The 24,495-nt window shown below is 66.3% G+C and carries 22 protein-coding genes; 8 read left to right on the plus strand and 14 right to left on the minus strand.

The annotated features are described in order from the left end of the window. Positions 1 to 110: 110 nt before the first annotated feature. Positions 111 to 572: an Lrp/AsnC ligand binding domain-containing protein gene (locus AB7M16_RS13175; protein WP_036009699.1), complete on the minus strand. Its 462-nt coding sequence runs from the start codon at positions 570 to 572 to the stop codon at positions 111 to 113. Between the two features lie 114 nt (positions 573 to 686). Between AB7M16_RS13175 and putA the strand changes: the two genes are divergently transcribed. The 3 genes from putA (at position 687) to AB7M16_RS13190 (ending at position 5,808) form a co-directional block, all read left to right on the plus strand. Then, complete coding sequence (gene putA, locus AB7M16_RS13180; RefSeq protein ID WP_453944151.1) at positions 687 to 3,686, plus strand: bifunctional proline dehydrogenase/L-glutamate gamma-semialdehyde dehydrogenase PutA; 3,000 nt, start codon at positions 687 to 689, stop codon at positions 3,684 to 3,686. 115 nt (positions 3,687 to 3,801) lie between these two features. Further along, complete coding sequence (locus AB7M16_RS13185) at positions 3,802 to 5,007, plus strand: CaiB/BaiF CoA transferase family protein (RefSeq protein WP_453944152.1); 1,206 nt, start codon at positions 3,802 to 3,804, stop codon at positions 5,005 to 5,007. A 153-nt stretch (positions 5,008 to 5,160) separates the two neighbouring features. After that, the gene (locus tag AB7M16_RS13190) at positions 5,161 to 5,808 is read left to right on the plus strand and encodes a glutathione S-transferase family protein (RefSeq protein ID WP_172788428.1); all 648 of its coding nucleotides are present in this window, start codon (positions 5,161 to 5,163) and stop codon (positions 5,806 to 5,808) included. Positions 5,809 to 5,817: 9 nt separating this feature from the next. Here the strand turns inward: AB7M16_RS13190 and AB7M16_RS13195 are convergent, their stop codons facing one another. From AB7M16_RS13195 to AB7M16_RS13220, 6 genes are all read right to left on the minus strand, one after another. Beyond that, positions 5,818 to 5,982 carry a hypothetical protein gene (locus AB7M16_RS13195; RefSeq protein ID WP_212259817.1) on the minus strand — a complete coding sequence of 55 codons (165 nt, stop codon included), beginning with the start codon at positions 5,980 to 5,982 and terminating at the stop codon, positions 5,818 to 5,820. A 95-nt stretch (positions 5,983 to 6,077) separates the two neighbouring features. Further along, entirely contained in the window at positions 6,078 to 7,616 is a 1,539-nt protein-coding gene (locus AB7M16_RS13200; RefSeq protein WP_453944153.1) for a hypothetical protein, read from the minus strand. A gap of 93 nt (positions 7,617 to 7,709) precedes the next feature. After that, a complete protein-coding gene (locus AB7M16_RS13205; RefSeq protein ID WP_453947175.1) occupies positions 7,710 to 8,711 on the minus strand; it encodes a hypothetical protein in 1,002 nt (333 codons plus the stop codon). Positions 8,712 to 9,109: 398 nt separating this feature from the next. Next, entirely contained in the window at positions 9,110 to 9,607 is a 498-nt protein-coding gene (locus AB7M16_RS13210) for a TPM domain-containing protein (RefSeq protein ID WP_453944154.1), read from the minus strand. Between the two features lie 3 nt (positions 9,608 to 9,610). Further along, positions 9,611 to 10,510: a TPM domain-containing protein gene (locus AB7M16_RS13215; RefSeq protein ID WP_453944155.1), complete on the minus strand. Its 900-nt coding sequence runs from the start codon at positions 10,508 to 10,510 to the stop codon at positions 9,611 to 9,613. 132 nt (positions 10,511 to 10,642) lie between these two features. Next, positions 10,643 to 11,251, minus strand: coding sequence for a LemA family protein (locus AB7M16_RS13220; RefSeq protein WP_212259825.1), 609 nt, complete (start codon positions 11,249 to 11,251; stop codon positions 10,643 to 10,645). A gap of 142 nt (positions 11,252 to 11,393) precedes the next feature. Here AB7M16_RS13220 and AB7M16_RS13225 point away from each other — a divergent pair, with 142 nt between their 5' ends. The 3 genes from AB7M16_RS13225 to AB7M16_RS13235 are packed head-to-tail and all read left to right on the plus strand — an operon-like array spanning position 11,394 to position 14,612. After that, the gene (locus AB7M16_RS13225) at positions 11,394 to 12,248 is read left to right on the plus strand and encodes an enoyl-CoA hydratase (protein WP_453944156.1); all 855 of its coding nucleotides are present in this window, start codon (positions 11,394 to 11,396) and stop codon (positions 12,246 to 12,248) included. Between the two features lie 5 nt (positions 12,249 to 12,253). Further along, on the plus strand, positions 12,254 to 13,402 hold the full coding sequence (locus AB7M16_RS13230) for an acyl-CoA dehydrogenase family protein (RefSeq protein WP_453944157.1): 1,149 nt from the start codon (positions 12,254 to 12,256) through the stop codon (positions 13,400 to 13,402). 13 nt (positions 13,403 to 13,415) lie between these two features. Beyond that, the gene (locus tag AB7M16_RS13235) at positions 13,416 to 14,612 is read left to right on the plus strand and encodes an acyl-CoA dehydrogenase family protein (RefSeq protein ID WP_453944158.1); all 1,197 of its coding nucleotides are present in this window, start codon (positions 13,416 to 13,418) and stop codon (positions 14,610 to 14,612) included. A 212-nt stretch (positions 14,613 to 14,824) separates the two neighbouring features. Here the strand turns inward: AB7M16_RS13235 and AB7M16_RS13240 are convergent, their stop codons facing one another. The 4 genes from AB7M16_RS13240 to AB7M16_RS13255 all read right to left on the minus strand — a co-directional run bounded on the left by AB7M16_RS13240 (position 14,825) and on the right by AB7M16_RS13255 (position 20,455). After that, positions 14,825 to 17,149, minus strand: a complete 2,325-nt coding sequence (locus AB7M16_RS13240) for a xanthine dehydrogenase family protein molybdopterin-binding subunit (protein WP_453944159.1) — start codon at positions 17,147 to 17,149, stop codon at positions 14,825 to 14,827. 124 nt (positions 17,150 to 17,273) lie between these two features. Further along, positions 17,274 to 18,377: a S1C family serine protease gene (locus tag AB7M16_RS13245; protein ID WP_453944160.1), complete on the minus strand. Its 1,104-nt coding sequence runs from the start codon at positions 18,375 to 18,377 to the stop codon at positions 17,274 to 17,276. A 171-nt stretch (positions 18,378 to 18,548) separates the two neighbouring features. Next, a complete protein-coding gene (locus tag AB7M16_RS13250) occupies positions 18,549 to 19,424 on the minus strand; it encodes a dihydrodipicolinate synthase family protein (protein ID WP_453944161.1) in 876 nt (291 codons plus the stop codon). A 65-nt stretch (positions 19,425 to 19,489) separates the two neighbouring features. Further along, positions 19,490 to 20,455, minus strand: coding sequence for a VOC family protein (locus AB7M16_RS13255; protein ID WP_453944162.1), 966 nt, complete (start codon positions 20,453 to 20,455; stop codon positions 19,490 to 19,492). A 210-nt stretch (positions 20,456 to 20,665) separates the two neighbouring features. On the opposite strand from AB7M16_RS13255, the gene AB7M16_RS13260 reads away from it, so the two are divergent. Together AB7M16_RS13260 and AB7M16_RS13265 are read left to right on the plus strand one after the other, a co-directional pair. Then, the gene (locus AB7M16_RS13260) at positions 20,666 to 21,532 is read left to right on the plus strand and encodes a S1C family serine protease (RefSeq protein WP_453944163.1); all 867 of its coding nucleotides are present in this window, start codon (positions 20,666 to 20,668) and stop codon (positions 21,530 to 21,532) included. Beyond that, positions 21,529 to 21,900 (plus strand): response regulator transcription factor, encoded by a 372-nt coding sequence (locus AB7M16_RS13265; protein WP_453944164.1) that lies wholly within the window; start codon positions 21,529 to 21,531, stop codon positions 21,898 to 21,900. The genes AB7M16_RS13260 and AB7M16_RS13265 overlap by 4 nt, the downstream gene beginning before the upstream one ends. Positions 21,901 to 21,911: 11 nt before the next feature. Here AB7M16_RS13265 and AB7M16_RS13270 read toward each other — a convergent pair whose 3' ends face one another. From AB7M16_RS13270 to AB7M16_RS13280, 3 genes are all read right to left on the minus strand, one after another. After that, entirely contained in the window at positions 21,912 to 22,988 is a 1,077-nt protein-coding gene (locus tag AB7M16_RS13270) for a sensor histidine kinase (RefSeq protein WP_453944165.1), read from the minus strand. Beyond that, a complete protein-coding gene (locus tag AB7M16_RS13275; protein WP_453944166.1) occupies positions 22,975 to 23,667 on the minus strand; it encodes a response regulator transcription factor in 693 nt (230 codons plus the stop codon). Before AB7M16_RS13275 ends, AB7M16_RS13270 begins: the two co-directional genes overlap by 14 nt. Positions 23,668 to 23,764: 97 nt before the next feature. Further along, complete coding sequence (locus tag AB7M16_RS13280; RefSeq protein ID WP_212259847.1) at positions 23,765 to 24,220, minus strand: hypothetical protein; 456 nt, start codon at positions 24,218 to 24,220, stop codon at positions 23,765 to 23,767. Positions 24,221 to 24,495 lie beyond the last annotated feature (275 nt).

Raw genomic sequence — 24,495 nt, forward strand, 5'->3', positions numbered from 1 at the left:
AAGACGGCCGGTGCATTCGACGACAGGCGTTGCGATTGCACAAGGATAGCTATTTTTCCTGCGAAGACCGCTTATCGAACCACAGCAATGACAATCGCGACTGCACTTCGCTAACCCACCGGCAGCGGTGCGTCGCGCTTGATCTCCTCCATCACCGCATAGGTCCGCGTCTCGCGCACGCCCGGCATCGACAGCAGGGTCTCGCCGAGAAAGCGTCGATAGGCGGTCATGTCGGCAAGCCGCGCCTTCACAAGATAGTCGAAGCCGCCGGCAACCATGTGACACTCCAGCACTTCAGGGGCGAGCCTCACGGCCCGTGCGAACCGCTCGAAATTGTCGGGCGTGGTCTTGTCGAGCAGCACCTCGACGAACACCAGGAGCCCAAGGCCGAGCCGGTGCGGATTGAGCCGCGCGCCATAGCCTTCGACAAAGCCCTCGCGCTGCAGGCGCTTCAGCCGCTCGCCGATCGAGGTCGGCGACAGCCCGATGCGCTCGGCGAGCTCGACATTGGCGATGCGCCCATCCTCCTGCAAAATCGAGAGGATTTTCCGGTCGGTTCGGTCCAGTTCCATACTTTATGAGGCCAAGCTGTTTCCTATCTTCATTTTCTAAGGCAAATTGGCTAGATTGTCTATCGAACTGCGGTCACGCGGGCCTTATCCTGGATGTCAGCCACAGGACACGCCATGCCGAACATCCCGCCGCCCTTCTTAGCGCCTTACGCCCCCGATGACGCCGAGATCGCCGCAAAGCTTCTGCCGGCTTCGCATCTCGCCCCACCACAGGAGGCGCGGATCGACCGCACCGCGACGCGGCTGATCGAGGCCATCCGCAAGCGCGACGACCGGCTCGGCGGGGTCGAGGACATGCTGCGGGAGTTCGCGCTCTCGACCAAGGAGGGGCTGGCGCTGATGGTGCTGGCGGAAGCGCTGCTGCGCGTGCCTGATGCGCGCACCGCCGACCAGTTCATCGAGGACAAGCTCGGCGAAGGCGATTTCATCCATCACGAGACCAAGTCCACGGCGTTCCTGGTCAACGCCTCGGCCTGGGCACTCGGCCTGTCCGCCCGGGTGATCCAGCCGGGGGAGACGCCCGACGGCACCATTGGCCGGCTGGTGAAGCGGCTCGGCGCACCGGCGGTGCGCACCGCGACGCGCCAGGCGATGCGGCTGATGGGCAATCATTTCGTGCTCGGCGAGACCATCGAGCAGGCGCTGGAGCGGGGCCGGCCGCGCTCCGGCCAGAAGCCGCGCTATTCCTTCGACATGCTCGGCGAAGGTGCGCGCACGGCCGCTGACGCCAAACGCTATTTCGACGCCTATGCCAGCGCGATTGAGACGATCGGCAAGGCGGCGGGCAACCATGCCCTGCCCGACCGGCCCGGTATCTCCGTCAAGCTCTCGGCGCTGCATCCGCGCTTCGAGGCGATCAGCCGCGACCGCGTGATGCGCGAATTGGTGCCGCAACTGCTGGATCTCGCGCAGCGCGCCAAGACCTACGATTTGAACTTCACCGTCGATGCCGAGGAGGCCGACCGGCTGGAGCTGTCGCTCGACGTGATCGCGGCGACGCTCGCCGATACGTCACTTGCCGGATGGGACGGATTTGGCCTGGCGATCCAGGCCTATCAGAAGCGCGCCAGCACCGTGATCGACTATGTCGATGGACTCGCCCGCGCGCATGACCGCAAGCTGATGGTGCGCCTCGTCAAGGGCGCCTATTGGGACACCGAGATCAAGCGCGCGCAGGAGCGCGGGCTTGACGGCTATCCCGTGTTCACGCGCAAGGCGATGACCGATCTGAACTTCATCGCCTGCGCGACGAAGCTTCTCGCCTTGCGGCCGCGCATCTTCCCGCAATTCGCCACCCACAACGCGCTGACGGTCGCGACCGTGCTCGAGCTCGCGCAAGATGGCGGCGGTTTCGAGTTCCAGCGCCTGCACGGCATGGGCGAAGCGCTGTACGAGCAACTCGCCAAGGATCATCCTGACATCGCCTACCGCACCTATGCGCCGGTCGGCAGCCATCGCGATCTGCTCGCCTATCTTGTGCGACGGCTGTTGGAGAACGGCGCCAACTCGTCCTTCGTGGCGCAGGCGGCCGACTATCGCGTGCCGGTTTCGGCGCTGCTGCAGCGCCCGGCGGATGCCATTGGCCGGCCGCAACAGGCACCTCATGCCAACATACCGTTGCCGGCAGATCTGTTCGCGCCGGAGCGACGCAATTCGGGCGGCGTCGAATTCGGTGAGCGGGCCGCACTGGACCAGCTGCTGGCCGATGTCAGGGCCGAGGTGGTCGATCTCAAGCCTGTCGCTGACGCAACACCGGATCAAGCCAATGCGGCGGTGACGGCTGCGCGCGCCGGCTTTGCCGGCTGGAGCCGGACGCCGGCGGGCTCACGCGCGGCGGCGCTGGAGCAGGCCGCGCATCTCCTGGAAAGCCGCCGCGCCCGTTTCATCGCGCTGCTGCAAGCCGAGGGCGGCAAGACGCTCGACGACGCGATGTCCGAGCTGCGCGAGGCCGCCGACTTCTGCCGCTATTACGCCGCGCAGGGCCGCAAGCTGTTCGGCGTTGATACGACCATGCCGGGCCCGACCGGCGAGAGCAACGCGCTCGTCATGTGCGGCCGTGGCGTGTTCGTCGCAATCTCGCCGTGGAATTTTCCGCTGGCGATCTTCCTGGGCCAAGTGACCGCGGCGCTGATGGCCGGCAACAGTGTGGTGGCAAAACCCGCCGAGCAGACGCCGCGCATCGCGCGCGAGGCCGTCGCCTTGCTGCACGAGGCCGGCATCCCCAGAAGCGCGCTGCATCTCGTCACCGGCGATGGCCGTATCGGCGCCGTCCTCACCGCGCATCCTGATGTCGCCGGAATCGTCTTCACCGGCTCGACCGAGGTTGCCCGCGGCATCAACCGAACGCTCGCGGCTAAGGACGGGCCGATCGTGCCGCTGATCGCAGAGACCGGCGGCATCAACGCCATGATCGCGGATGCCACCGCGCTGCCCGAGCAGGTGGCCGATGACGTCGTCACCTCCGCGTTCCGTTCCGCCGGCCAACGCTGCTCGGCGCTGCGGCTCCTGTTCGTGCAGGAGGATGTCGCCGACCGCATGATCGAGATGATCGCGGGCGCCGCGCGCGAACTCAGGATTGGAGATCCCGCAGATGCTGCGACTCACGTCGGTCCAGTGATCGATGACGAGGCCAAGCAACGCCTCGATGCGCATGTCGCGCGGATGAAGCGCGAGGCGCGGCTGCACTTTGCAGGCCACGCGCCGGATGGCTGCTTCGTCGCGCCACATATCTTCGAGCTCAAGGAGGCTGGTCAACTCACCGAGGAGGTGTTCGGCCCGATCCTGCATGTCGTTCGCTACCGCGCGGAAAACCTCGAGCGTGTGTTGCAATCGATCGCGCGCACCGGCTACGGGCTCACGCTCGGCATCCATTCCCGCATCGACGATACGATCGAGGCCATCATCGACCGCGTCCAGGTCGGCAACATCTACGTCAACCGCAACATGATCGGCGCCGTGGTGGGCGTGCAGCCGTTCGGCGGCAGCGGCCTGTCCGGAACCGGCCCCAAGGCCGGCGGCCCGCACTACCTCGCGCGCTTCGCCACCGAGCAGACCGTGACGATCAACACGGCTGCGGCCGGCGGCAATGCCGCATTGCTTGCGGGAGAGGAGTGAGGCCCTGCGCCAGGCGCCGTTGCATCCCGGCAAAACATCGGTCTAATGCTCCCACTACCTGCCCGCGCCAATTCCAGCGCGCGGGAAACGACTGAAGCGAGGGAGCGACGCTGCGATGGAGAAGGGCATTTTTGCCGGCCTGAAGGTTCTGGACTGCGCGAGCTTCATCGCAGCGCCCGCGGCCGCGACCGTGCTGTCGGATTTCGGTGCTGACGTCATCAAGATCGAGCCGCCCGGCACTGGCGACCCCTATCGCAACCTGCCGAACCTGCCGGGCTATCCCTCAGGCGAGCACAATTTCGCCTGGCTGCTGGAGGCGCGCAACAAGAAGAGCATCGCGCTCGACCTGTCGAAGCCGGAGGCACAGGCCGTGCTCTATAGACTGGTGGAGGAGGCCGATGTCTTCATCACCAACATGCCGCCGCCGGTGCGCATCAAGCTCGGCATCACCTATGACCATCTCGCTCATCTCAACGACCGGCTGATCTACGCCTCCTTCACCGGTTATGGCGAGAAGGGCGAGGAAGCCAACAAGCCCGGCTTCGACAGCAACGCCTATTGGGCGCGCTCCGGCCTGATGGATCTCGTCCGCGCCGACACCGACACCACGCCGGCGCGCTCGGTCGCCGGCATGGGCGATCATCCCTGCGCCATGGCATTCTACGGCGCGATCGTCACCGCGCTGTATCAGCGCGAGAAGACCGGCAAGGGCTCGCACGTCGCCTCCAACCTGATGGCGAACGGGGTGTGGGCGGCGAGCGTGCTGGCGCAGGCAAGACTCTGCGGCGCCAAGTTCGGCGAGCGGCGTCCGCGCGAGCGCGCGCTCAACGCGGTCGCCAACCATTATCAGTGCAAGGACGGTCGCTGGCTGATCCTGTCGCTGCTCAACGAAGAGAAGCAGTTTCCGACGCTGGCCAAGTGCGTGGGGCGCGAAGACCTGATCGCCGATCCCCGCTTTGTCACCAAGGCCGACCGCCACGCCCGCTCGGTCGAGCTGATCAAGATCCTAGACGAGACCTTCGCCACCAGGGATCTCGCCGAATGGCGAAAGATCCTCGACGGCAATGGCCTCGTGTTCGGCGTCGTCGCCATCCTGGACGACATCCCGAGCGACAAGCAGATGCTGGACAACGAGGTGCTGGTGCCGTTCGAGAACGACACCATGCTCACCATCAACAGCCCGATCTGGATCGACGGCGCCAAGAAGGTGCAGCCGCGCAAGCCGCCGGCCGTCGGCGAGCACAGTGACGAGATTTTGCGCGGGGCGGGATATGACGAGGCGGCGATCAAGCAGCTGAGGTCGTCGGGGGCTGTCGGCTAGGAGCGCGCCGCTCTAACCCCGTCATGCGAGCGCAGCGAAGCAATCCAGAGTGTCTCCGCGGATGCATTGCTGGATTGCTTCGCTGCGCTCGCAATGACGATGCTGGACTATCTCGCTATAACAACCGGCAACACACAGATGCCGCGAGGTCTCATGCCCAGCTATCGCCTTCACTACTTCCCCGAATCCGGCAACAGCTACAAGCTGGCGCTGATGCTGACGCTCTGCGGCGAGACGTTCGAGCCGGTCTGGACCGATTTCGCCGGCGGCGTCACGCGCACGGCGGAGTGGCGCAAGGCCGTCAACGAGATGGGCGAGATTCCCGTGCTCGAGGTCGACGGCGTGAAGATGACGCAGACCGCGCCGCTGCTGCTGAAACTGGCCGAGCAATACGGCCGCTTTGGCGCCGAGACGGAGGACGAGAAGTTCGAGCTGTTGCGCTGGCTGTTCTGGGACAACCACAAGCTCACCGGCTACATGGCGACCTACCGCTTCATGCGCGCCTTCACCGAGAAGAACGACCCGCAGGTGCTGAAGCATTTTCGCCGGCGACTCGAAGACTTTCTCGGTATCCTCGACGGTCATCTCCAGCACAATGCTTTCGCGATCGGCGCAAGGCCGACGGTCGCCGACATCTCGATGATGGCCTATCTGCATTATCCGAGCGATGAGCACGGCTTCGATTTCGCCGCGAGCCATCCGGCCATCCATGCCTGGCTCGGCCGCATGGCCGCGCTGCCGGGCTGGAAGCCGGCCTACGAGCTGCTACCCGGCAAGCGGATGACGAATTACGCGACGTGACGGCTCCGATCACCTCAGCGACAGCCAGCCCAGCGTGAGCAGAATCCCGCCGATGATGACAGCCACCGCGACCGCCCAGATGCTGACACGCGCGCTGCCGGTGATCTGCTTGGCTTCCTCATTGCGCGCAATCTCGCGATTGCGCATCTTGTTGGCTTCGCTCGTGTCCGTCATGGGTCATCCAAATCGATCTGTTAGCTTGCGCGTGATCTTTTCCGAAAACGGCTACACACTTGCGCTGGCGCGGCCCTCCGGGTCCGGATCACGCGCTAACGCGTCTTGATGAAGCACATGCCGATGCGGCGCGAGGCCGCGGCGGCCTGGCAGGTCAGACCGTTAGCACAGCTCCATGACGTAAAACTCTTGTCCGGCGTTCCCGATCCCGGATCTTGCAGGGAACAATGCGCGCCCCAGCCGTCCTGATATTCGCTGCCGGCCAGCTCGCTTCTGCCGCGGGTCTGCGGCCTATCGGCAAATCCGCGTGAGAAATCAGGGCTTTTGCCGGCCGCGAACGCGGTCAGGATGTCGCGGCGGCGGAGCTGGTCGCCGAAGAAATGCGGCGAGGCCGGCACGATGGTGGAATTAGACGGCTTGTCCGCAAGCCAATCGACGCCCGGGAAATGGAAGCCGCCGATGCCTCGGGTCTGGTGGCAGCCGGCACAGGTGATGTCGTTGAGGCGGCGCTGGAAGCCTGCGACCGAACGGACGTTCTGCAGGTCGAGGCCGCGGGCGGCCGCCTGCTTCAGCGCGCCAACCACGTCATTGTCAGTGAAGACGGGATCGCCTTTGCCCTCCCCCTGCATCAAGCCGAACTCCGGCTGCAAGGCCGAAGCGTCGAGGCCGGCTGGGGTCGGCACCATTGCGGCCTTGGCCAGGAATCTCTCCGGGATCAGCACCGTGCCGCGATCGAACTCGCGCAAGTTCTCGGGCGCGAGCAGCCAGGCCTTGAAGTCGCGCCGCAGCGCATCGTCGGCGAGAATGCGGTCGCGGTCGATCTGGTTCTCCAGCGTCGATTCCCCGAACGTACTGGTGGCGGCGTCGTACTTGAACACCTTCAGAAGATAATCCGAGCGGAAATCGTGCAGCGCCGATTTCGGCGCGACCGAGACCTGGATATTGGTCTCGATCTGGTCGAGCATGGCGTCGTCAGGCGGGAAGCGGCTGCCGATCAAGCCCTGCCAGTCGCCATTGTCGAGCCAGCGCCGCGCGATCTCGGCGCAGCTGACCGGCTTGCCGTTCGCATCCGTCCGGCGCGCGTCGCGCGCCTTCATCACGAGATTGAACGTCATCGGCAGGCGCGTTGCGGTCTTGCTGCCATCCGGCCCGCTGTCGAACCGCGCGAGACGAAAGATCAGCCGGATCTCGCCACAGGACTCTTGCGAGACATAGGCACGGTCCATGCGATTGACGATGCCGGCGAGCACGAACCGCGCCTCGCGCGATTTCAGATTGGCCCGATCGAACAATTGCGCGTCGAAACCCTCGCCGACGCCGATGGTCTCGCCAGGATAGGTCGCCTTGTACCAGGCGGCGTACCGTTCGAATTCGGCATCGATCGCGGGCAGAATCGCTTTCAGCTGCGGCAGCGAGGCGAACATCAGCTCGGTCGTGAGCGGAACGTCGGAATTCCGCTCCGGCGACAAAAGACGCGAGATCGTCAGCGCATTAGTCTGGTCGAACTTGCGCAGGAGAGCGGGGTCGGTGATCGCGGTGCCGCGGGTCAGCGCAGTGCTGTCCGCTGCGAAGAGCGGAACGACACCGCCCAGCAATGCGGCGGCAGCAACGAGAATTCGCAAGAAGCGACCCATGCCTGAGGTAACACCGCGCAGGGATGCCTATTCAAGCAAAAAGGCGCCTCACATCGCGGTGAAGCGCCTCTTCGAAAGTCGGATACCGGACGCTCAGCGTCCGGTGATCAGCCCCCTGCTGGTGACGACCACCCAGCGGCCATCCTGGCGGCGGATCGCATCGACACGGCCGACGCCGGGAATGGGATCGCCGGGATAGACCTCGTAGAGGCCGTCGCGGCCCTCGATCAGCGCGCCGCCATTGCTGGCGTTGCGCAGCCGCCAACCTTCGATCGTCGGCAGACGTCCGACTTCGGTCTTGGGAGCTGCGGGCGCCGGGGCCGCCGCGGTCGCGACCTGGGTCTGGGGCTGGGTCGGCGCGATCGAGCCGGTGGTCTCCTTGGGCATCGCTGCTGCGGCCTGCGCGGGCGCGGCAGGCGGCGTGGCGCGGAGCTTGTCGACGGTCTCGGACAGCTTTGCGATCCTGGCCAGCGGCTCGGCCTGCGCCTTTTCGAGCTTGTCCAGCCGGTCGTTGGCGCGGTTGAACTGGCTCAGGCCGGACTTCGAGCTCTGCTCGACATTGGCCTTCAGTGCGACAAGGTCGGCATCGATCCGCGCGACGGAGGCATCCAGCGCATTGGTGTCGGCGACCTGGACCGGCGCCTGGGCTGGAGCAGCGAAATGCATCATGCCGGCGGTCGCAAGCGCGCCGCTGATCGCGCCGACGCTGGCGGCAATCGCCACCACCGCGGCCATGGCCGACAGGCGACGCTTGCTGCCGGCCTCGCGCGGTTCGTCCGCCTTCACATGGGGGGCGAAGTCCTCACGGTCCCACGAACGATTCGAGGGCGCCATGACAATCAGCTTGCCGGGCTTCGGCTCGGGCTTGGCCTCAGTCTTGACCTCAGTCTTGGCTTCGACCTTCGGCACTTCGATCCGCGGCGGCTCAATCTTCGGGGCGTCCGCCTTGACCGGATCCGGCTTGATGGGATCCGGTTTGGGCGGTGCTTCGTGGTCGGGGGCGATCGAGGGGGCGTCGATACCGGCGGCAACCTCGAGGACCTGCGGCGCTGTGGCGTCGACAGCACCGGAATCCTGGGCAGCCTGCTCGGGCATGGGTTCGCTCACGGCTCAAATACTCCAGTCTCGGTTGACCTTTTGGTAACTTTCATTGCTTGCGAAATCCTTACCTCGGGACCCGCTTACCGAAATTTTAGGAAGTTATCCGGGGCCGAATTGGGCCGGGAAAGTGGAACCGGTGTGGCGGGCGTGAAACAATTCGTAATCGGGGGAAGATGAACGGAGGCGGAATGGGCGCTGGGCCGCTCATCCTTCGAGGCTCGCTACGCTCGCGCCTCAGGATGACGGAGAGCGTTGAGCGCGCTGCTCCTCCAGCGTCATTGCGAGCGCAGCGAAGCAATCCAGAATTCCTCCGCGGCGGCAGCCTGGGTTGCTTCGCTACGCTCGCAATGACGGTTGTGGAGTGGCTCCCGCCCCTCTCACATCACACTCCGTCACATCACGACCGGAGCATCCGGCAGTTCGTTCGCATGCGGCCCTTGCGGCGGGAAATGCCTTGCCAGCTCGCGCGACACTGCCTCGATGCCATTGATGACGCCATGTTCGAACCGGCCCGACCTGAACTCGGCCTCCATCGCGCGGCAGATCGTCTCCCAACCGTCCGCGCCAACCTTCGCATCGATGCCGCGATCGGCGATGATCTCGACGTCGCGGTCGGCGAGCAGGAGATAGATCAGGACGCCGCTGTTGTGCGCGGTGTCCCAGATGCGCAGATGCGAGAACACATCGAGGGCGCGCGCGCGGGCCGGCTGGTTGCGGAACAGTGGACGGCCGTCGAGCGCCCCTTCGACGACGAAGCGGACCTGGCCGGAATGGGTGGCTTCGCCGCGCTTGATCGCCTGCTCGATGCGGTCGAGCACGGCTTGCGGGAAAATCTGCTTCGCCCGCCAATGATGCTGCACAAGATGCGTGGCAATGCGCTTGATGCTCATGTCCTACCAGCTCCCCGAGGCACCGCCGCCGCCAAAACTGCCGCCACCGCCGCTGAAGCTGCCGCTGTCGCTGCTGCTGGAAGATCCGCTGCTCCAGCCACCCGAGGAACCGCTCGACCACGAGCCGCCGCGCGAGCGACCTGTGCCCGGCGTGATCGCCGAAAACAGATCGGCGATAAATCCGATGATGAAGCCGAGCACGCCGACGGCCGCGGCGAGAGCAGCGGAGCCGAGGATGACCCAGGTCACCGCTGCAATGATGCCCCCGGTCACCAATGATCCGAGCAGCCGCCCCAGGATCGCGCGGAAAAACCCGCCGACGCCGATCGAGGCGAACAGCGCCACCGCGAACACCGGCGCGAGGTCGTCCAGATTGTGGGCGAAGTTGACGCTGCGCGAGGGTGACGGCAGCGGCTCGCCGTCGATCACCCGCGTCATGCGGTCGACGCCTGCGCTGATGCCCGCGGCGAAATCGCCGCTCCTGAACTTGGGGGTGATATCCTCGTCGATGATGCGCCGCGAGGTGACGTCGGTGAGCACGCCTTCGAGACCGTAGCCGACCTCGATGCGCAAATGCCGGTCGTTCTTGGCGACGACGAGGATCGCGCCGTCGTCGACCTTCTTGCGACCGATCTTCCAGGCCTCCGCGACCCGGATCGAGAATTGCTCGATCGTCTCCGGCTGCGTGGTCGGGACGATCAGGACGGCGATCTGGCTGCCCTTGCGGTTCTCGAAATCGCGCAGCTTTTGCGTGAGCGTGGCGATGTCGCTGCTTGAGAGCGTGCCGGTCTGATCGACGACGCGGCCGGTGAGCTGGGGGACGGCGACGTCGGCGTGGGTGGGGAAGGCAAAGGTGAGGAGGAGTGCGATGGCGAGGACCGCGCACCACACCCTCGCTGTCATCGCCCGGCTGGACCGGGCGATCCAGTATTCCAGAGACGCCGGCGGGATGCGGAGAGGCCGCGGCGTACTGGATTCCCCGCCTTCGCGGGGAATGACAGTGGTGGGTGGGACGCGCATCGGGACCGAACGCGCTTACTTCGACGGCGCCGGTGCCGGATTGAAGTCCACCTTGGGCGCGGTCGAGATCGCCTTCTCGTTCTCGACCGTGAAGTTCGGCTTTTCCTTGTAGCCGAACGCCATCGCGGTGAGGTTGGTCGGGAACGATCGGATGGTGACGTTATAGTCCTGCACCGCCTTGATGTAGCGGTTGCGCGCGACCGTGATACGGTTCTCGGTGCCCTCGAGCTGCGACATCAAATCCTTGAACAAGGCATCGGACTTCAGCTGCGGATAGTTCTCGGTGACGACCAGGAGCCGCGACAGCGCGCTGGAGAGCTCGCCCTGCGCGGCCTGGAATTTCTGGAACGCGGCGGGATCGTTCAGCACCTCAGGCGTCGCCTGGATGCTGCCGACCTTGGCCCGCGCATTGGTGACGCCGAGCAGCACGTCCTTCTCCTGCTGGGCAAAGCCCTTCACCGAGTTGACGAGGTTGGGCACGAGGTCGGCGCGGCGCTGATACTGGTTCACGACCTCGGACCAATTGGCCTTGATCTGCTCGTCCTCGCTCTGGATCGCGTTGTAGCCGCAATTGGTCAGGCTCAGCGAGGCCAGGGCGGCCAGCACGGTCAGGATCTTGCGCATTAAATTTCTCCCGGTGGAATCCATCGCAAACTACCAGATTGCGCGCCCGAGAAAAGCAGCCGGCTGACGCAAGCCTCTTGCCTCGCACGGGCCGACATAGTCAACTCCGCAAAACAAAAGCGGAAACGCCAGGGGGAACGCGATGTCCTCGTTCGAGACCATCCTCGTGGAACGGCCGGAGCCGGCGATCGTCCGTGTCGTGATGAACCGGCCCGAGGCGCGCAACGCGCAGAACCTGCAAATGACCTACGACCTCAACGCCGCGTTCGATGCGGCGGTGCAGGACGACGCAGTCAAGGTGATCATTCTCGCCGGCAACGGGCCGCACTTCTCCTCCGGCCACGACCTGCGCCCCGGAGACAAGAATACCGCAGGGGTCGATTTCCCGCCGATCGGAAATTGGGGCGGCTTCGCCGAGCCGAACGCCCACGGCCGCTTCGCCCGCGAGCAGGAAATATATCTCCAGATCACGCGGCGCTGGCGCAATCTGGCAAAACCCACCATTGCCGAGGTCCACGGCAAGTGCATCGCCGGCGGGTTGATGCTGGCCTGGGCCTGCGACCTCATCGTCGCCAGCGACGATGCGCAGTTCTGCGATCCCGTCGTCACCATGGGCGTCTGCGGCGTCGAATGGTTCGTGCATCCCTGGGAGCTGGGTGCGCGCAAGGCCAAGGAGTTCCTGTTCACCGCCGATAGCTGGAGCGCGCAGGAGGCGCACCAGCTCGGCATGGTCAACCAAATCGTGCCGCGCGCCGAGCTGTCGTCGCGCGTGCTGGAGCTGGCGCGAAGGATCGCGACAAAACCGTCCTTTGCGCTGAAGCTGACCAAGGAGGCGGTCAACCGCTCGGTCGACGTCATGGGCCAGCCGGCCGCGATCGACCAGGCCTTCGCGCTGCATCAGCTCTGCCACGCGCACAATCTCCAGGAGTTCGGCATGATCGTCGATCCATCCGGCCTGCATCCCTCCGTGCGCAAGCCGCCGGCCGCCGCGGAGTAGACGCGATGGATCTCAATCTCAGTGACGAGCAAAAGTTGCTGCGCGAAAGCGCGGAACGGTTCGTGGCCGAAAGCTATGACGCCGATCATCGCCGCAAGATGGCGAATGACCCACTCGGCTTCAGCCCGGCCGTTTGGAAGCAATTCGCCGAGCTCGGCTGGCTGGCACTGCCGCTTCCCGAAGAGTATGGCGGGCTCGGCGGCAACGCGGTCGATATCGGCATCCTGATGGAGGCCTTTGGCCGGGGCCTGGTGTCGGAGCCCTATGTCGCAACGGTCGTGCTCGGGGCCGCGCTGATCGCCAGATGCGGCACCAGCGAGCAGAAGCAGGCGAGCCTGCCCAAGGTGGCGGATGGATCGCTGAAGCTTGCCTTTGCGCATGCCGAGCGCGCCGCCCGGTTCGATCTTGCCAGGGTCACGACCAGCGCCAACAAGACAGGACAAGGCTGGCGCCTCTCCGGCAGCAAGATCGCCGTACTTGACGGACATGCCGCCGACGAGATCATCGTCTCCGCCCATATCCACGATCATCGGGGACCCCAGGGGCGGATCGGCCTGTTCCTCGTGCAGGCGACGACGCCCGGCCTCGCCATCAGCGATTATCCGCGCCTCGGCGGCGGACGAGCCTGCAACATCGAGCTGCTCGAGGCGCATCTGCCGGAAGACGCCCTGCTCGGCGACGGCAGCGACGCCTTGCCCGCGATCGAATGGGCGGTCGATCGCGCCATGGCCGCGTTGGGGGCGGAAGCTGTCGGCATCATGCAGACGTTGCTCGACACCACGCTCGACTACACCAAGATCCGAAAACAATTCGGCCGGCCGCTCTCCGCCAACCAGGTGATCCGCCACCGCCTCGCCGACATGGCGATGCAGGTCGACGAGGCGCGCTCGATGGCGCTGCGGGCTGCGCTGAAGGCCGATAGCGCTGCGATCGAGCGGGCCCGGGCGGCGTCGGGCGCGAAGGCGAAGATCGGAAAATGCGCGCGCTTCGTCGGCGAGCAGTCGATCCAGCTCCATGGCGGCATGGGCGTCACCGAGGAGCTCGAGGTCGGCGCCTATTTCAAGCGGCTGGTCGCCTTCGACACGTTGTTCGGCGGCACCGCGCATCACTATGCCCGCCACGCCGAGCTGGGCCGCAGGGGCAACTCGGCCTAACAAGGAGCGCATCATGGACTTGTCGTTCAATGCCGAGGAGCGCGCCTTCCAGGACGAGGTGCGCGGATTCATTGCCAAGAACCTCACCGAGGAGATGAAGCGCGCGACCGCGCTGACGCCATCGGTGTTCTCCGATCCTGATATCGGCATGGCCTGGCAGCGCGCGCTGCACGCCCAAGGCTTGGGCGCGCCGGGCTGGCCGGTCGAATATGGCGGCCCCGATTGGACGCCGGCGCAGCGCTGGATCTTCGAGACCGAATGCGCCCGCGCCGGCGTGCCCAATGTCAACGTGATGGGCGTCAAGATGGTCGGGCCCGTCATCATCGGCTTCGGCTCGCCGGAGCAGAAGAATTTCTACCTGCCGCGGATTCTCTCCGGCGAGGATTATTGGTGTCAGGGCTATTCCGAGCCGGGGTCCGGCTCCGATCTCTCGTCGCTCAAGACCCGCGCGGTGCGCGACGGCGACGATTACATCATCAACGGCACCAAGATCTGGACCACGCACGCCCATCACGCCAACCGCATGTTCGCGCTGGTGCGCACCAGCGACGGGCCGCGGCAGCAGGACGGCATCAGCTTCATCCTGATCGATATGAAGACGCCGGGCATCACCACGCGCCCGATCCTGACCATCGGCGGCGACCACGAGGTCAACCAGGTGTTCTTCGATGACGTCCGCGTGCCCGTCGCCAACCGCGTCGGCGAGGAAGGCAAGGGCTGGACCTACGGCAAATATCTGCTGGAGTTCGAGCGCGGCGCGGGCATCGCCTCGGCCAAGCTGCGCGAAGGATTGAAGGCGATCGCGGATCTCGCCGAGTCCGACCTCACGGGCCGCGCGATCGACAGCCCCGACATCGCAACGCGGATCTCGGAGGTGGAGGTCGATATCGACGCGCTGGAGATGACGGAGCTGCGCGTGCTGTCGGCACTCCAGACCGGCCAGAATCCCGGTGCGGTGTCGTCGATCCTGAAGCTGCGCAACAGCGAGATCCGCCAGGCCGTGACGCGGCTCGGGGCCGACGTGATCGGCCACGACGCCCTCGCCGTCGAGTCGATGCGCCCGCTCTACAAGCTCAACCACGAGCCGGCGACGCCTGAGGAGATGCTGACGGTGATGCCGGAATATCTCAACGGCCGCGCCTACACCATCTTCGGCGGCACCTCGGAGATCCAGCGCGACATCATCGCGAAGATGATGCTGGGGATTTGAGGGCGAGACGGCGCGGATAGAGCTACTCGCTCGGTGTCGTCCCCGCGAAGGCGGGGACCCATAACCACAGGGAGCTGTGGTTATGGGGACTCGGAGTTGCCAGCTTCGCGCCACGGCTACTCGCTGTGGTTATGGGTCCCGGGCTCGCGCTGCGCGCGCCCCGGGACGACAGCTGAGTTTGTTGCGACAGCTAGCGCAACACAGCGTTGCGCTTACCCCACCGCCTTCGCGTCCCGGATCGCCTGCCAGATCTTCTGCGGCGTCAGGGGCGTATTCAGCTGGGCGATGCCGAGCTCGGCGAGCGCGTCCATCACGCCGTTGGTGACGCAAGGCGGGCCGCCGATGGCGCCGGATTCGCCGCAGCCCTTGGCGCCGAGCGGATTGGTGCGGCAGGGCGCGGTGTCGTCGAGCGTCACCACGATCGGCGGCACGTCGTCGGCGCGCGGGATGCAGTAATCCTGGTAGCTCGCGGTCAGCAGCTGGCCGTCGGCATCGTAGGAGACGCCCTCATACAGCGCCTGGCCAATGCCCTGCGCGACGCCGCCATGGATCTGCCCCGTGACCAGCATCGGGTTCACGGCAACGCCGACGTCGTCGACGGTGGTGTAACGCACGACCTTGGAGACGCCGGTCTCGGGGTCGATCTCGACCTCGCAGATATGGGTGCCGTTGGGCCAGCTCGGACCATCGACCTCGCCTTCGGAATCGACGCTGAGCTTGGCGCCGCTCTCCTTCTCGGCGAGATCGAACAGGCTGATGCGGCGGTCAGTGCCAACCACGGTGAGCATGCCGCCCTGATATTCGATGTCCTCGACCGAGGTCTCCAGCACGTTCGCCGCCTTCTCGCGCGCCTTCTGGATCAGATCGTTGGAGGATACCGCGACCGCGGTGCCGCCGACGAACAGCGAGCGCGAGCCGACGCTACCGAAGCCCATGGCCAGATCAGTGTCGCCCTGCACGACGTCGATCTTGTCCATGGGGATACCGAGCGAGTCGGAGATCATCTGGGTGTAGGTGGTCTGCAAGCCCTGCCCCATCGCCATGGTGCCGGAATGCAGAACGACGCGCCCTTGCGAGGTCGCGTGCAGGCTGACCTTCTCGGTGTGGGCGCGGCCGCCGGTCCACTCGATGTAGGAGGTGAGGCCGCGGCCGTAGAGCAGGCCCTTCTTCTTCGCCGCCTTCTTGCGCGCGGCAAAGCCGTCCCAGTCGGCAAGCTTCACGGCGCGATCGAGCATGTGCGCGAAGGCGCCGGAATCGTAGACCTGCCCGGCCGCATTGGTGTAGGGCAGCTGCGCCGGCTTGATGTAATTGGCTTTGCGGATCGCACGCGGATCCATGCCGATTTTTCGAGCAGCAGCGTCGAACAGGCGCTCGACGATGAAGACGGCCTCAGGCCGGCCCGCGCCGCGATAGGCGCCGACAGGCGCGGTGTGGGTCATCACCGTCTTCACCTCAAAGTGCACCAGCGGCAGGTCGTAGACGCCGGTCTGCACGAACGGCCCGAGCACCAGCGGGATGATGTTCGCCGCACCCGAGGAATAGGCCCCGGTGCAGCCGATCGACTTGACGCGATAGGCCAGCACCTTGCCCTTCTCGTCCAGCGCGAAAGAGGCCGTCGAGGTCAGATCGCGGCCGTGGGTGCCGCCGACGAATTCGTCGGTGCGATCGCCGCGCCAGCGAATCTTCTCGTTCAGCTTGGTCGCGGCATAGGCGACGATGCCGTCTTCGGGATAGAGATTGGTCTTCTGGCCGAAGCCGCCGCCGATGTCGCCGACCAGCACGCGGACGCTGTCCTTCGGGCGCTTGAGCACGGCTTCCGCCAGCACGTCGCGGGTCGAGGCCGGCGTCTGCGACTGCACGTGCAGAAGGAGACGGCCGGACTTCTTGTCGATCTCGGCAATAGTCGAGCGCGGCTCCATCGCCGATGGCACGAGGCGCTGGCTGACGATGTCGAGCTCGACGGTGTGCGCCGCCTTGGCAAAGGCCTCGTCGACCTTGGCGGCATCGCCGTAAGCCATGGCGCCGACGATGTTGTCGGGCGCCTCCGGCCACACCACGGGCGCGCCTGATTTCACCGCCTCGACGGGATCGACCACCGCGGGCTGCACGTCGTATTCGACCGAGATCGCCTCAGCCGCGGTCTGCGCCTCCACGCGCGATGATGCCACCACCGCGGCCACGGCCTCGCCGGCATAGCGCACGACCTCGTGGGCGAGCAGCCGGCGCGGCGGCACAGTCATCGGCTTGCCGTCCGGGCGCTTGAAGATGTTCAGCGTCGGGATCGTGCCGATGTCGTCCTTGATGAGGTCCGCGCCGGTGTAGATCGCGGCGACGCCGGGCATCGAGGCCGCGGCACTGGTGTCGATCGAGACGATCTTCGCGTGGGCGTGCGGCGAGCGGAGCACGTGCAACCACAAGGCGCCGTCCGCCGGCTTGTCGTCGATGAACTGTCCCTTCCCGGTGAGTAGCCTCTGATCTTCCAAACGCTTGACGGGCTGCCCCGCTCCGAAACGCAAATTGCCGGGAAGAATGTTCATTCCGCTGTATCCTCGAGACCGGAAAACGACCGCGGCGGTTTTAACCGATTTTGCGCGCCAGACAACCGAGCACCGGCACATCTGCAATGCGCATCAAGGCCCCTTGCAGGCGCGGATTGGATGGCTAGGACCGGTCGATATCGACGATGCCCACATTGACATCGCGGCTGTCGGAGCCGCGCTTGACCGTGAGCCGAACGGTCTTCCCGGCCCCGGCCTGCTCCAGCGCATCGGTCAGATCGGAGAGGCGGCGCACCGGCTTGCCTTCGGCCGCGGTGATGATGTCTCCGACCGCGCCCGTCGAAAAGTTGACGCCACGAATGCCTGCCCGCTCGGCAGGACTGCCGGGGGCCGTGCGCACCACGATCAACCCCTCGACGCCAAGCCGCGTCGCGACATCCTCGCCGGCGGCCACGATGCCGATGCCGGGCGTCGGCACCCGGCCGTTGCGGATGAGCTCGGGCACGATCCGGTTCACGACATCGACCGGCACCGCAAAGCCGATACCGGCGTTCGAGCCGGACGGCGATATGATCGCGGTGGTGACGCCGATCAGCCGGCCGGCGGAATCCAGCAACGGCCCGCCCGAATTGCCGGGGTTGATGGCGGCATCGGTCTGGATGACGTTGGCGATCTCCCGGCCGCCATGGGTCGGGAGCCGGCGCTTGAGCGCGCTGATGATGCCGGAGGTCATCGACTGATCCAGCCCGAAGGGATTGCCGATCGCGAAGGCGGATTGCCCGACCTTCAGGTCGCTCGAGCTGCCGAGAGCGATCGGCGACGGAAGCTGGCGCACGCTGCGAATGCGCAGCACCGCGAGATCGTAATTGGGCGCCGTGCCGACCAGGTCGACCTGGGCCACTTCACCCGACGCAAAGCGCACGGCGATCTCGCCGCCATTGGCGATGACGTGATTGTTCGTCACTAGGTGACCCTCGCCGTCCCAGACGAATCCCGTGCCGGAAGCGCCACCGCCCTGGCTCTCCTCGCCCATGAGGGGACTTGCCGCCGACCTGGCCGCGACCTGAACGACCGACGGCGATACGCGTTCGAAGATGTCGATGGTTGCCTTTTCGCCATCCGACAGCGGGCCGCGCTGCTCGACGGCACGTGCGGAGGGCGCCGCCCATGGGACATACGAGATCGGGACATGCAGGATCTTCGCTGCCGTGACGGCGAGCAGCAGGGCGGCGAAGGCGGCCGCGGCAATCGCGTAGCGACGATTCATTGGTGACCACCGTGTCTTGTGCTGAACGCGGGCTCTGACATGCGCATGCGTAGGCGACAGAGGTCGCTGACGCAGCAACGTCGCAAACGGACGGAAGTTTCTCGGTTGGGCAGGTAAGGGCCTTTTTGGCTCCCGCAGGGGTGCCGGGGCATATTGCCGCGTGGCAAACAGCTATGTCAGCTCGCGCAACGCCGCTTCCACCACCTTGCGCGCCTCGGCCGTCAGCGGTGCCTGCGGCGGGATGGGCTCGCCAACGTCATAGCCCTGGATCGAAAGGCCGGCCTTGATGCAGGCCGCGAGATTGAAGCGGGCGAAGGCTTCGTTGATCCGCCAGAGCCGGCGCTGCAGCGCCATCGCCTCGTCCCAGCGGCCGGCCTTGCTGAGCTCGTAGAGCATCACGCTCTGGCGCGGGATGATGCAGGCAGGTCCCGCCATCCAGCCGCGGCCGCCGATCAGCATCACCGCCGCCGGAATGTGGGCGGAGGCGGAGAACACGCGCAAGGCGTCGCCGCAGCGGTTCATGATCGAGAGCAGCCGACCGGTGTTGGTCGAGGCATCCTTGATGTAGCCGATGCGCGGATGCTCGGCGAGACGCGCGATGACGTCGAGGGTGAGATCGGAGCGCTGGAATTGCGGATTGGTGTAGATGACGACGGGAATGTCCACGGCATCGGCGATGGCGCGGAAGTAGGATTCGACCTGCGCATCAGCCAGCGGGAAATACGCCTCCAGGATCGCCAGGATGCCGTCGGCCCCACACGCCTGGTAGGCTTTCGCTTGCGCCACCGCATCCGCCGTCGAAGTCGAGGCGACGCCGGCGACAACAGGCACGCGGCCTTGCGCGGCCTCAATCGTGGTCTGCACGACCGCCGTGCGTTGCGCGGCGTTGAGATAGGCGAATTCGCCGGTCGAGCCGAGCGGCGTCAGCCCGTGCACGCCGGCGCCGATCAGGTCGTCGCAGAGTTTTGCCAGCACGTTGGTCCGCACCGTGCCATCGGCATCGACGGGCGAGACGAGGTACGGAAAGACACCGTGGAATTCGGACATTGTCGGCGCGGATCCCGGTCGATTGGTTTGCGTCTGACTGCTCTTACCAATGCCGGCGCCGGCGATCAAACCCTGAGCAGACGCACCCGCGTGCCCCAGGGATCGACCGCCTCCACCCCGTCCGCGAGCGGCGTGACTTTCGCGCCGCCCTTGCGCAGCCGTTCTTCCTGCGCGGCGAGCAGCTCCGGCTTTGCCATCACCAGCGAGAACCAGGCAAGGCCGGTCGCGGACTCGTCGCGCTGGCCGGCGCCCTGGCTCTGCCAGACGTTCATTCCGAGGTGATGGTGATAGCGGCCCGACGACAGGAACGCGGCGCCGTTGCGCTTGCGGGTCGGGTCGAGGCCGACCGTGCCGTGATAAAAGCTCTCGGCCTGCGCGAGATCGCCGACGCGCAGATGCATGTGGCCGATGCGCATTCCGTCCGGCGCCTTGGCGTAATCAGGGACGCGCGGATTGGTCAGCGACAGCAGGTCGGGAATGTTGAGCTCGTCGGTCGCCATCTTCACGCTGCCCTCGCTCCACTGCCATTGCGAGGGATCGCGGTCGGCATAGACCTCGATGCCGTTGCCTTCGGGATCGTCGAGATAGACGGATTCGGAGACGAGGTGATCGGCGAAGCCCGACAACGGCACGCGGTGCGAGGCGGCATGAACCAGCCAGCGCGCCAGATCCTTGCGCGTTGGCATCAGGAAGGCGGTGTGGTAGAGGCCGGCGGCGCTGCGCGGCTCGATCGCGGCATCGGGCCGGGCCTCCAGCACCAGCAGCGTGAGGCCTGATGTGCCGAGCCTGGCTGTGGCCGCCGAGCGCTCCATCACGGTGAGGCCGATCACGTCGCGGTAGTAATCGGCAACCTTGTCGAGGTTCTTCACCCGCAGCGTCACCATGCCGACCCGCATCGGCGTGCGGCTGGCAAAGGTCGGGCCGCCGCCCTGCGGTGTGCCCTCGGCACGGGCTGCGGCTGCGGCGGCCATCGCGAGCGAGGTGGCGCCGGCGAGTTGCAGCAGGGTGCGGCGGGTGAGGTCGATTGTCATGAGGGCTCGAAATCCTAGAGGCCACGGGGCGCAATTTCGGGATTGCTACACGTTCCCGTGAGGCGCTCCCAATCACATGTTCGTCGGCCGTGGTCCTACGGAGGTCCGCCGCTATCCCCTGTTCTGGTCCTCGTTCTGCTCCTGGCCACCCGGCCAGTTTCGCAATCGCCCGCGGCATCCCAGATTGAGGGCAACTTACAGGAGCCCGCCATGACCGATCTTAGTCCCCTGTCCTCACTGTCGTCCGCGCTCGCGGAATTGGTGGCGCGGACCGCGCCGTCCGTCGTCTCCGTGCATTCGCATCGTTCCCGCGCCACCGGCTTTGCCTGGAAGAGCGGCCTGATCGTCACCGCCGACGAGGCACTGGCCGACGAGGGCGCGGTCGAGATCGGCCTCGCCGACGGCAGCCGGGCCGCCGCCACGATCGCCGGGCGCGACCACACGACCGACATTGCGCTGCTGCGCACCGAGGCCGCGGTCACGCCGGTCAAGCTTGCCACCACGGTCCCACCGCTTGGCACGTTGTCGATCGTTGTCGCCACCAACCGCGAGACACCGAGCGCGGCGCTCGGAATGGTATCGGCGTCCGGCAAGAGCTGGCGCTCCTTGCGCGGCGGCGACATCGATGCGCGGATCGAGCTCGACGTTCGCCTCAGCCGTGGTCAGCAGGGTGGCCTCGCGCTCAACGCATCGGGCGACGCCTTCGGCATGGCCGTGCTGGGGCCGCGGCGGGTGCTCGTCATACCGACGGCAACGATCGAGCGCGTCGCGCCGCAGTTGGAAAGCCGCGGCCGCATCGCGCGCGGCTATCTCGGCCTCGGGCTGCAGCCGGTGCGCCTCGACGACGGCATCGGCGCGATGGTGATGAATGTCGACAAGGCCGGGCCTTCCGCCGCGGCCGGTATCCGACAGGGCGACGTGATCGTGGCGGTCAACGATCAAAAGCTGTCGGGCGTGCGCGCGCTGTCGCAGGCGCTGGGACCTGCGAGCGTCGGCGCGGTGGTCGAGGTCGCCGCGCGCCGCGGCGGCGAGCCGGTCAGCTTCAAGGTCACGGTCGGCGAGAGGCCGGAGGCGTGAGCGAGGACAAGACGGCCGAGATCGTACTCGCCCTGGAGATCGACGATCCCGCCCTCACCGATCGCCTGTCGGCCCTGCTCGGCAATGTCGCCGGGCTGCGCCTCGCTGCGCCCGGCGAAGCCGCCGCGGCGACGATTGTCGCCCGCGATCCGCGCATCAGCCCTGCGGACATCGCGCTGACGCAGCGCGAGCTCGACGTGCTGGCGCTGATGGCCGAGGGTGCCTCCAACAAGATGATCGCGCGGCAGCTCGGCATCTCCGTGCACACCGTGAAATTCCATGTCGGCTCGTTGCTCGACAAGCTCGATGCCACCGGTCGCACCGATGCAGTCGCGCATGCGGCACGCCGCGGCGTGATCGAGCTCTGAGTCACCGAGCCTCACTTCGCCGAAATCGGCGGGAAGCAGAGCTCGACCTTCAGGCCCGGCGCATTGTCATGCAGCGCAATCTCGGCGCCATGAAGCCGCGCGACCGCGGCGACGAGGCTGAGACCGAGGCCGTTGCCCGGCGTGTAGCGGCTCTGCTCGAGCCGGTAGAAGCGCTTGAAGACATGATCGCGCTGCTCGGCGGGAATGCCAGGACCGTCGTCGGCAATCGAGATCACCGCACCGCCATCGGTCCCGCGGCAGCTCACGATCACCTGCCCGCCCTTGCGGCCGTGCTTGATCGCGTTGTCGACGAGATTGGCGATGGCGTCGAACAAAAGGTCGCGGTCGCCGGTGATCGCGACCTCGCGGTCGCCGTCGAAACTGAGGCGCGTGGCAATTTGCTCGGCGGCGGCATCGTAGAGCTCGACCACCTCGGCGGCGATCTCGGCAAGATCAAGCATGCGGAAGGCGCCGGTGCGGGCGCGGGTCTCGATCTCCGAGATCCGCGTGATCGAGGCGAACATGCCGAGCACGGCATCGAGATCGGCGATGGTGTCGCCGATCAGTGCCGCGTCCGTCTCGCTGTTGCGCGGGGCGTGATAGGCCTTTTCCAGCCGGCCGCGCATCCGCGTCAGCGGCGTGCGCAGATCGTGCGCGACATTGTCGCTGACCTGCTTGACCTCGCCCATCAGCGTCTCGATACGGTCGAGCATCTGATTGAGGTTTTCGGCGACGCGATCCCACTCGTCGTTGCTGCCGCGCAAGGGGATGCGCTGGTCGAGGCCTGCGAGCATGATGGCGCGGCTGGTGGCATTGATCTGCTCGATCCGCCCCACGGTGCGCCGCGTCACCAGCACGGCCGCGAGCCCGGCGAGCACCAGCAGGAGCGCGGCGACGGCGGCCATCGCGAGCTCGATCATGCCGGTGAAGCCGTCATGATCGCCGACCGTGCCGAGCCGGCTCTCCACATAGGCCAAGGTGCCGAAATAGACGTACGCCATGATCGCCGCGACGATCATTCCGAACGCTGCGATCGCGATCAGCGCCAGGCGGAAGGTCGAGGAGCGAAGCGTCTTAACCAGGAGCACGGAGGCAATATCCGATGCCGCGGATGGTGTGGATCAGCGGATAGGCCTGGGCATCGTCGACCTTGCGGCGGACGCGGCCGACATAGACATCGATGATGTTGGTGGAGGGATCGAAATGCAGGTCCCAGACGTGCTGCAGCAGCATCGCGCGGGAGACGACGCGGCCCTCGTTGCGGACGAGATATTCGAGCAGCTGAAATTCCCGCGGCAGCAGCGGGATCTTGCGGCCGCGGCGAGAGGCGCTGCGCGCGATCAGGTCGACGGCGAGATCGCCGACGCGCAGCAGCGTCTCCTTGGCGATGGTCTCGCTGCGGCGGCCGAGCGCCTCGAGCCGCGCCAGCAATTCGGTGAAGGAAAACGGCTTGACGAGGTAGTCGTCGCCGCCGGCGCGCAGGCCGCGCACGCGGTCGTCGACTTCGCCGAGCGCGGAGATGATCAGGAAGGGGGCGGCAACGCCGTCGTGGCGCAGCTGGCGCATCACGCTGATGCCGTCGATATCGGGCAGCATGCGGTCGATGGTGATCACCGCATAGTCGCGCGCGGCGCCATGGCTGAGGGCTTCGCGCCCCGTGGCGGCGAGGTCGACGTCGTAGCCCGAAACCGTCAGCTCCTCGACGAGCTGGCCTGCGGTCTCCGGATCGTCCTCGACGACCAGGATGCGACGGTGACCTCCGGTCATGCAAAACTCCGCGCGACAATCGCCACCAGACTATCCCGTTCCGGGGCTGGACGGAACCGCCCGGTGGCGATCGCGACAATGGTGCGGCACGGCGATGCTAGTACCAATAGTCTCCGCACACATTGACCCATTGCCATCCATAGGGCGTCCAGCTCCTGCGCCAGCAGCCGTCATTGTAGCCGGCGTAGACATAGGGGGCGCCGAAGACGGCGAACCGACGGAAATGGTGGTGATGGCGGAAGCCGTGATGGCCATGCCAGCCCGCGCCGGCGAAGCGCGGCCCGATCGCCGCATGCGCGAAGCGGGCGCCGCCGAAGCCGGAACCGCCGACGTGAGCGAAGCGCGCACCGCCCATGCCGCCAGCCCGCATACCGCCAAAGCCGCCGGCGTGCATGCCACCGCCGAAATGCCCAGCGCCGCCGAAATGGCCACCATGCCCGCCGCCGCCATGGCCGCCACCGCCAAAGCCGCCGCGCGCGAGCGCCGGTGACGCGACCGCCATCATGGCCGCGATCACGCTCGCCGTGAGGCCTTTGAGAAGCCTGTTGTTCATCGAAGCGTCCTCCTTGCAGTGCGGCCGCCTTGGCGCCGCCCGCGGACGATCAGATGAGAACAAGGGACCGGCATCTTCAACTTACAAACGCGCCAGATTCTGACGCGGGAGTTAGGAGGCGCTACTCTCACCTCGTCATTGCGAGCGCAGCGAAGCAATCCAGAGTCTTTCCGCGGTGGGATTCTGGATTGCTTCCGCCTTCGCCGAAGGCTTCGGCGGACAAGTCGCTGCGCTCGCAATGACGATGTGGATGGAGCGAGGTCCGACCTCTCCCC

Source organism: Bradyrhizobium sp. USDA 372, assembly GCF_053629095.1.

Bases quoted from the DNA above. Each gene is read 5' to 3' on its own strand.
- AB7M16_RS13175 (WP_036009699.1), bottom strand. From the start codon at position 572: ATGGAACTGGACCGAACCGACCGGAAAATCCTCTCGATTTTGCAGGAG.
- putA (WP_453944151.1), top strand. From the start codon at position 687: ATGCCGAACATCCCGCCGCCCTTCTTAGCGCCTTACGCCCCCGATGAC.
- AB7M16_RS13185 (WP_453944152.1), top strand. From the start codon at position 3,802: ATGGAGAAGGGCATTTTTGCCGGCCTGAAGGTTCTGGACTGCGCGAGC.
- AB7M16_RS13190 (WP_172788428.1), top strand. From the start codon at position 5,161: ATGCCCAGCTATCGCCTTCACTACTTCCCCGAATCCGGCAACAGCTAC.
- AB7M16_RS13195 (WP_212259817.1), bottom strand. From the start codon at position 5,982: ATGACGGACACGAGCGAAGCCAACAAGATGCGCAATCGCGAGATTGCG.
- AB7M16_RS13200 (WP_453944153.1), bottom strand. From the start codon at position 7,616: ATGGGTCGCTTCTTGCGAATTCTCGTTGCTGCCGCCGCATTGCTGGGC.
- AB7M16_RS13205 (WP_453947175.1), bottom strand. From the start codon at position 8,711: ATGCCCGAGCAGGCTGCCCAGGATTCCGGTGCTGTCGACGCCACAGCG.
- AB7M16_RS13210 (WP_453944154.1), bottom strand. From the start codon at position 9,607: ATGAGCATCAAGCGCATTGCCACGCATCTTGTGCAGCATCATTGGCGG.
- AB7M16_RS13215 (WP_453944155.1), bottom strand. From the start codon at position 10,510: ATGACAGCGAGGGTGTGGTGCGCGGTCCTCGCCATCGCACTCCTCCTC.
- AB7M16_RS13220 (WP_212259825.1), bottom strand. From the start codon at position 11,251: ATGCGCAAGATCCTGACCGTGCTGGCCGCCCTGGCCTCGCTGAGCCTG.
- AB7M16_RS13225 (WP_453944156.1), top strand. From the start codon at position 11,394: ATGTCCTCGTTCGAGACCATCCTCGTGGAACGGCCGGAGCCGGCGATC.
- AB7M16_RS13230 (WP_453944157.1), top strand. From the start codon at position 12,254: ATGGATCTCAATCTCAGTGACGAGCAAAAGTTGCTGCGCGAAAGCGCG.
- AB7M16_RS13235 (WP_453944158.1), top strand. From the start codon at position 13,416: ATGGACTTGTCGTTCAATGCCGAGGAGCGCGCCTTCCAGGACGAGGTG.
- AB7M16_RS13240 (WP_453944159.1), bottom strand. From the start codon at position 17,149: ATGAACATTCTTCCCGGCAATTTGCGTTTCGGAGCGGGGCAGCCCGTC.
- AB7M16_RS13245 (WP_453944160.1), bottom strand. From the start codon at position 18,377: ATGAATCGTCGCTACGCGATTGCCGCGGCCGCCTTCGCCGCCCTGCTG.
- AB7M16_RS13250 (WP_453944161.1), bottom strand. From the start codon at position 19,424: ATGTCCGAATTCCACGGTGTCTTTCCGTACCTCGTCTCGCCCGTCGAT.
- AB7M16_RS13255 (WP_453944162.1), bottom strand. From the start codon at position 20,455: ATGACAATCGACCTCACCCGCCGCACCCTGCTGCAACTCGCCGGCGCC.
- AB7M16_RS13260 (WP_453944163.1), top strand. From the start codon at position 20,666: ATGACCGATCTTAGTCCCCTGTCCTCACTGTCGTCCGCGCTCGCGGAA.
- AB7M16_RS13275 (WP_453944166.1), bottom strand. From the start codon at position 23,667: ATGACCGGAGGTCACCGTCGCATCCTGGTCGTCGAGGACGATCCGGAG.
- AB7M16_RS13280 (WP_212259847.1), bottom strand. From the start codon at position 24,220: ATGAACAACAGGCTTCTCAAAGGCCTCACGGCGAGCGTGATCGCGGCC.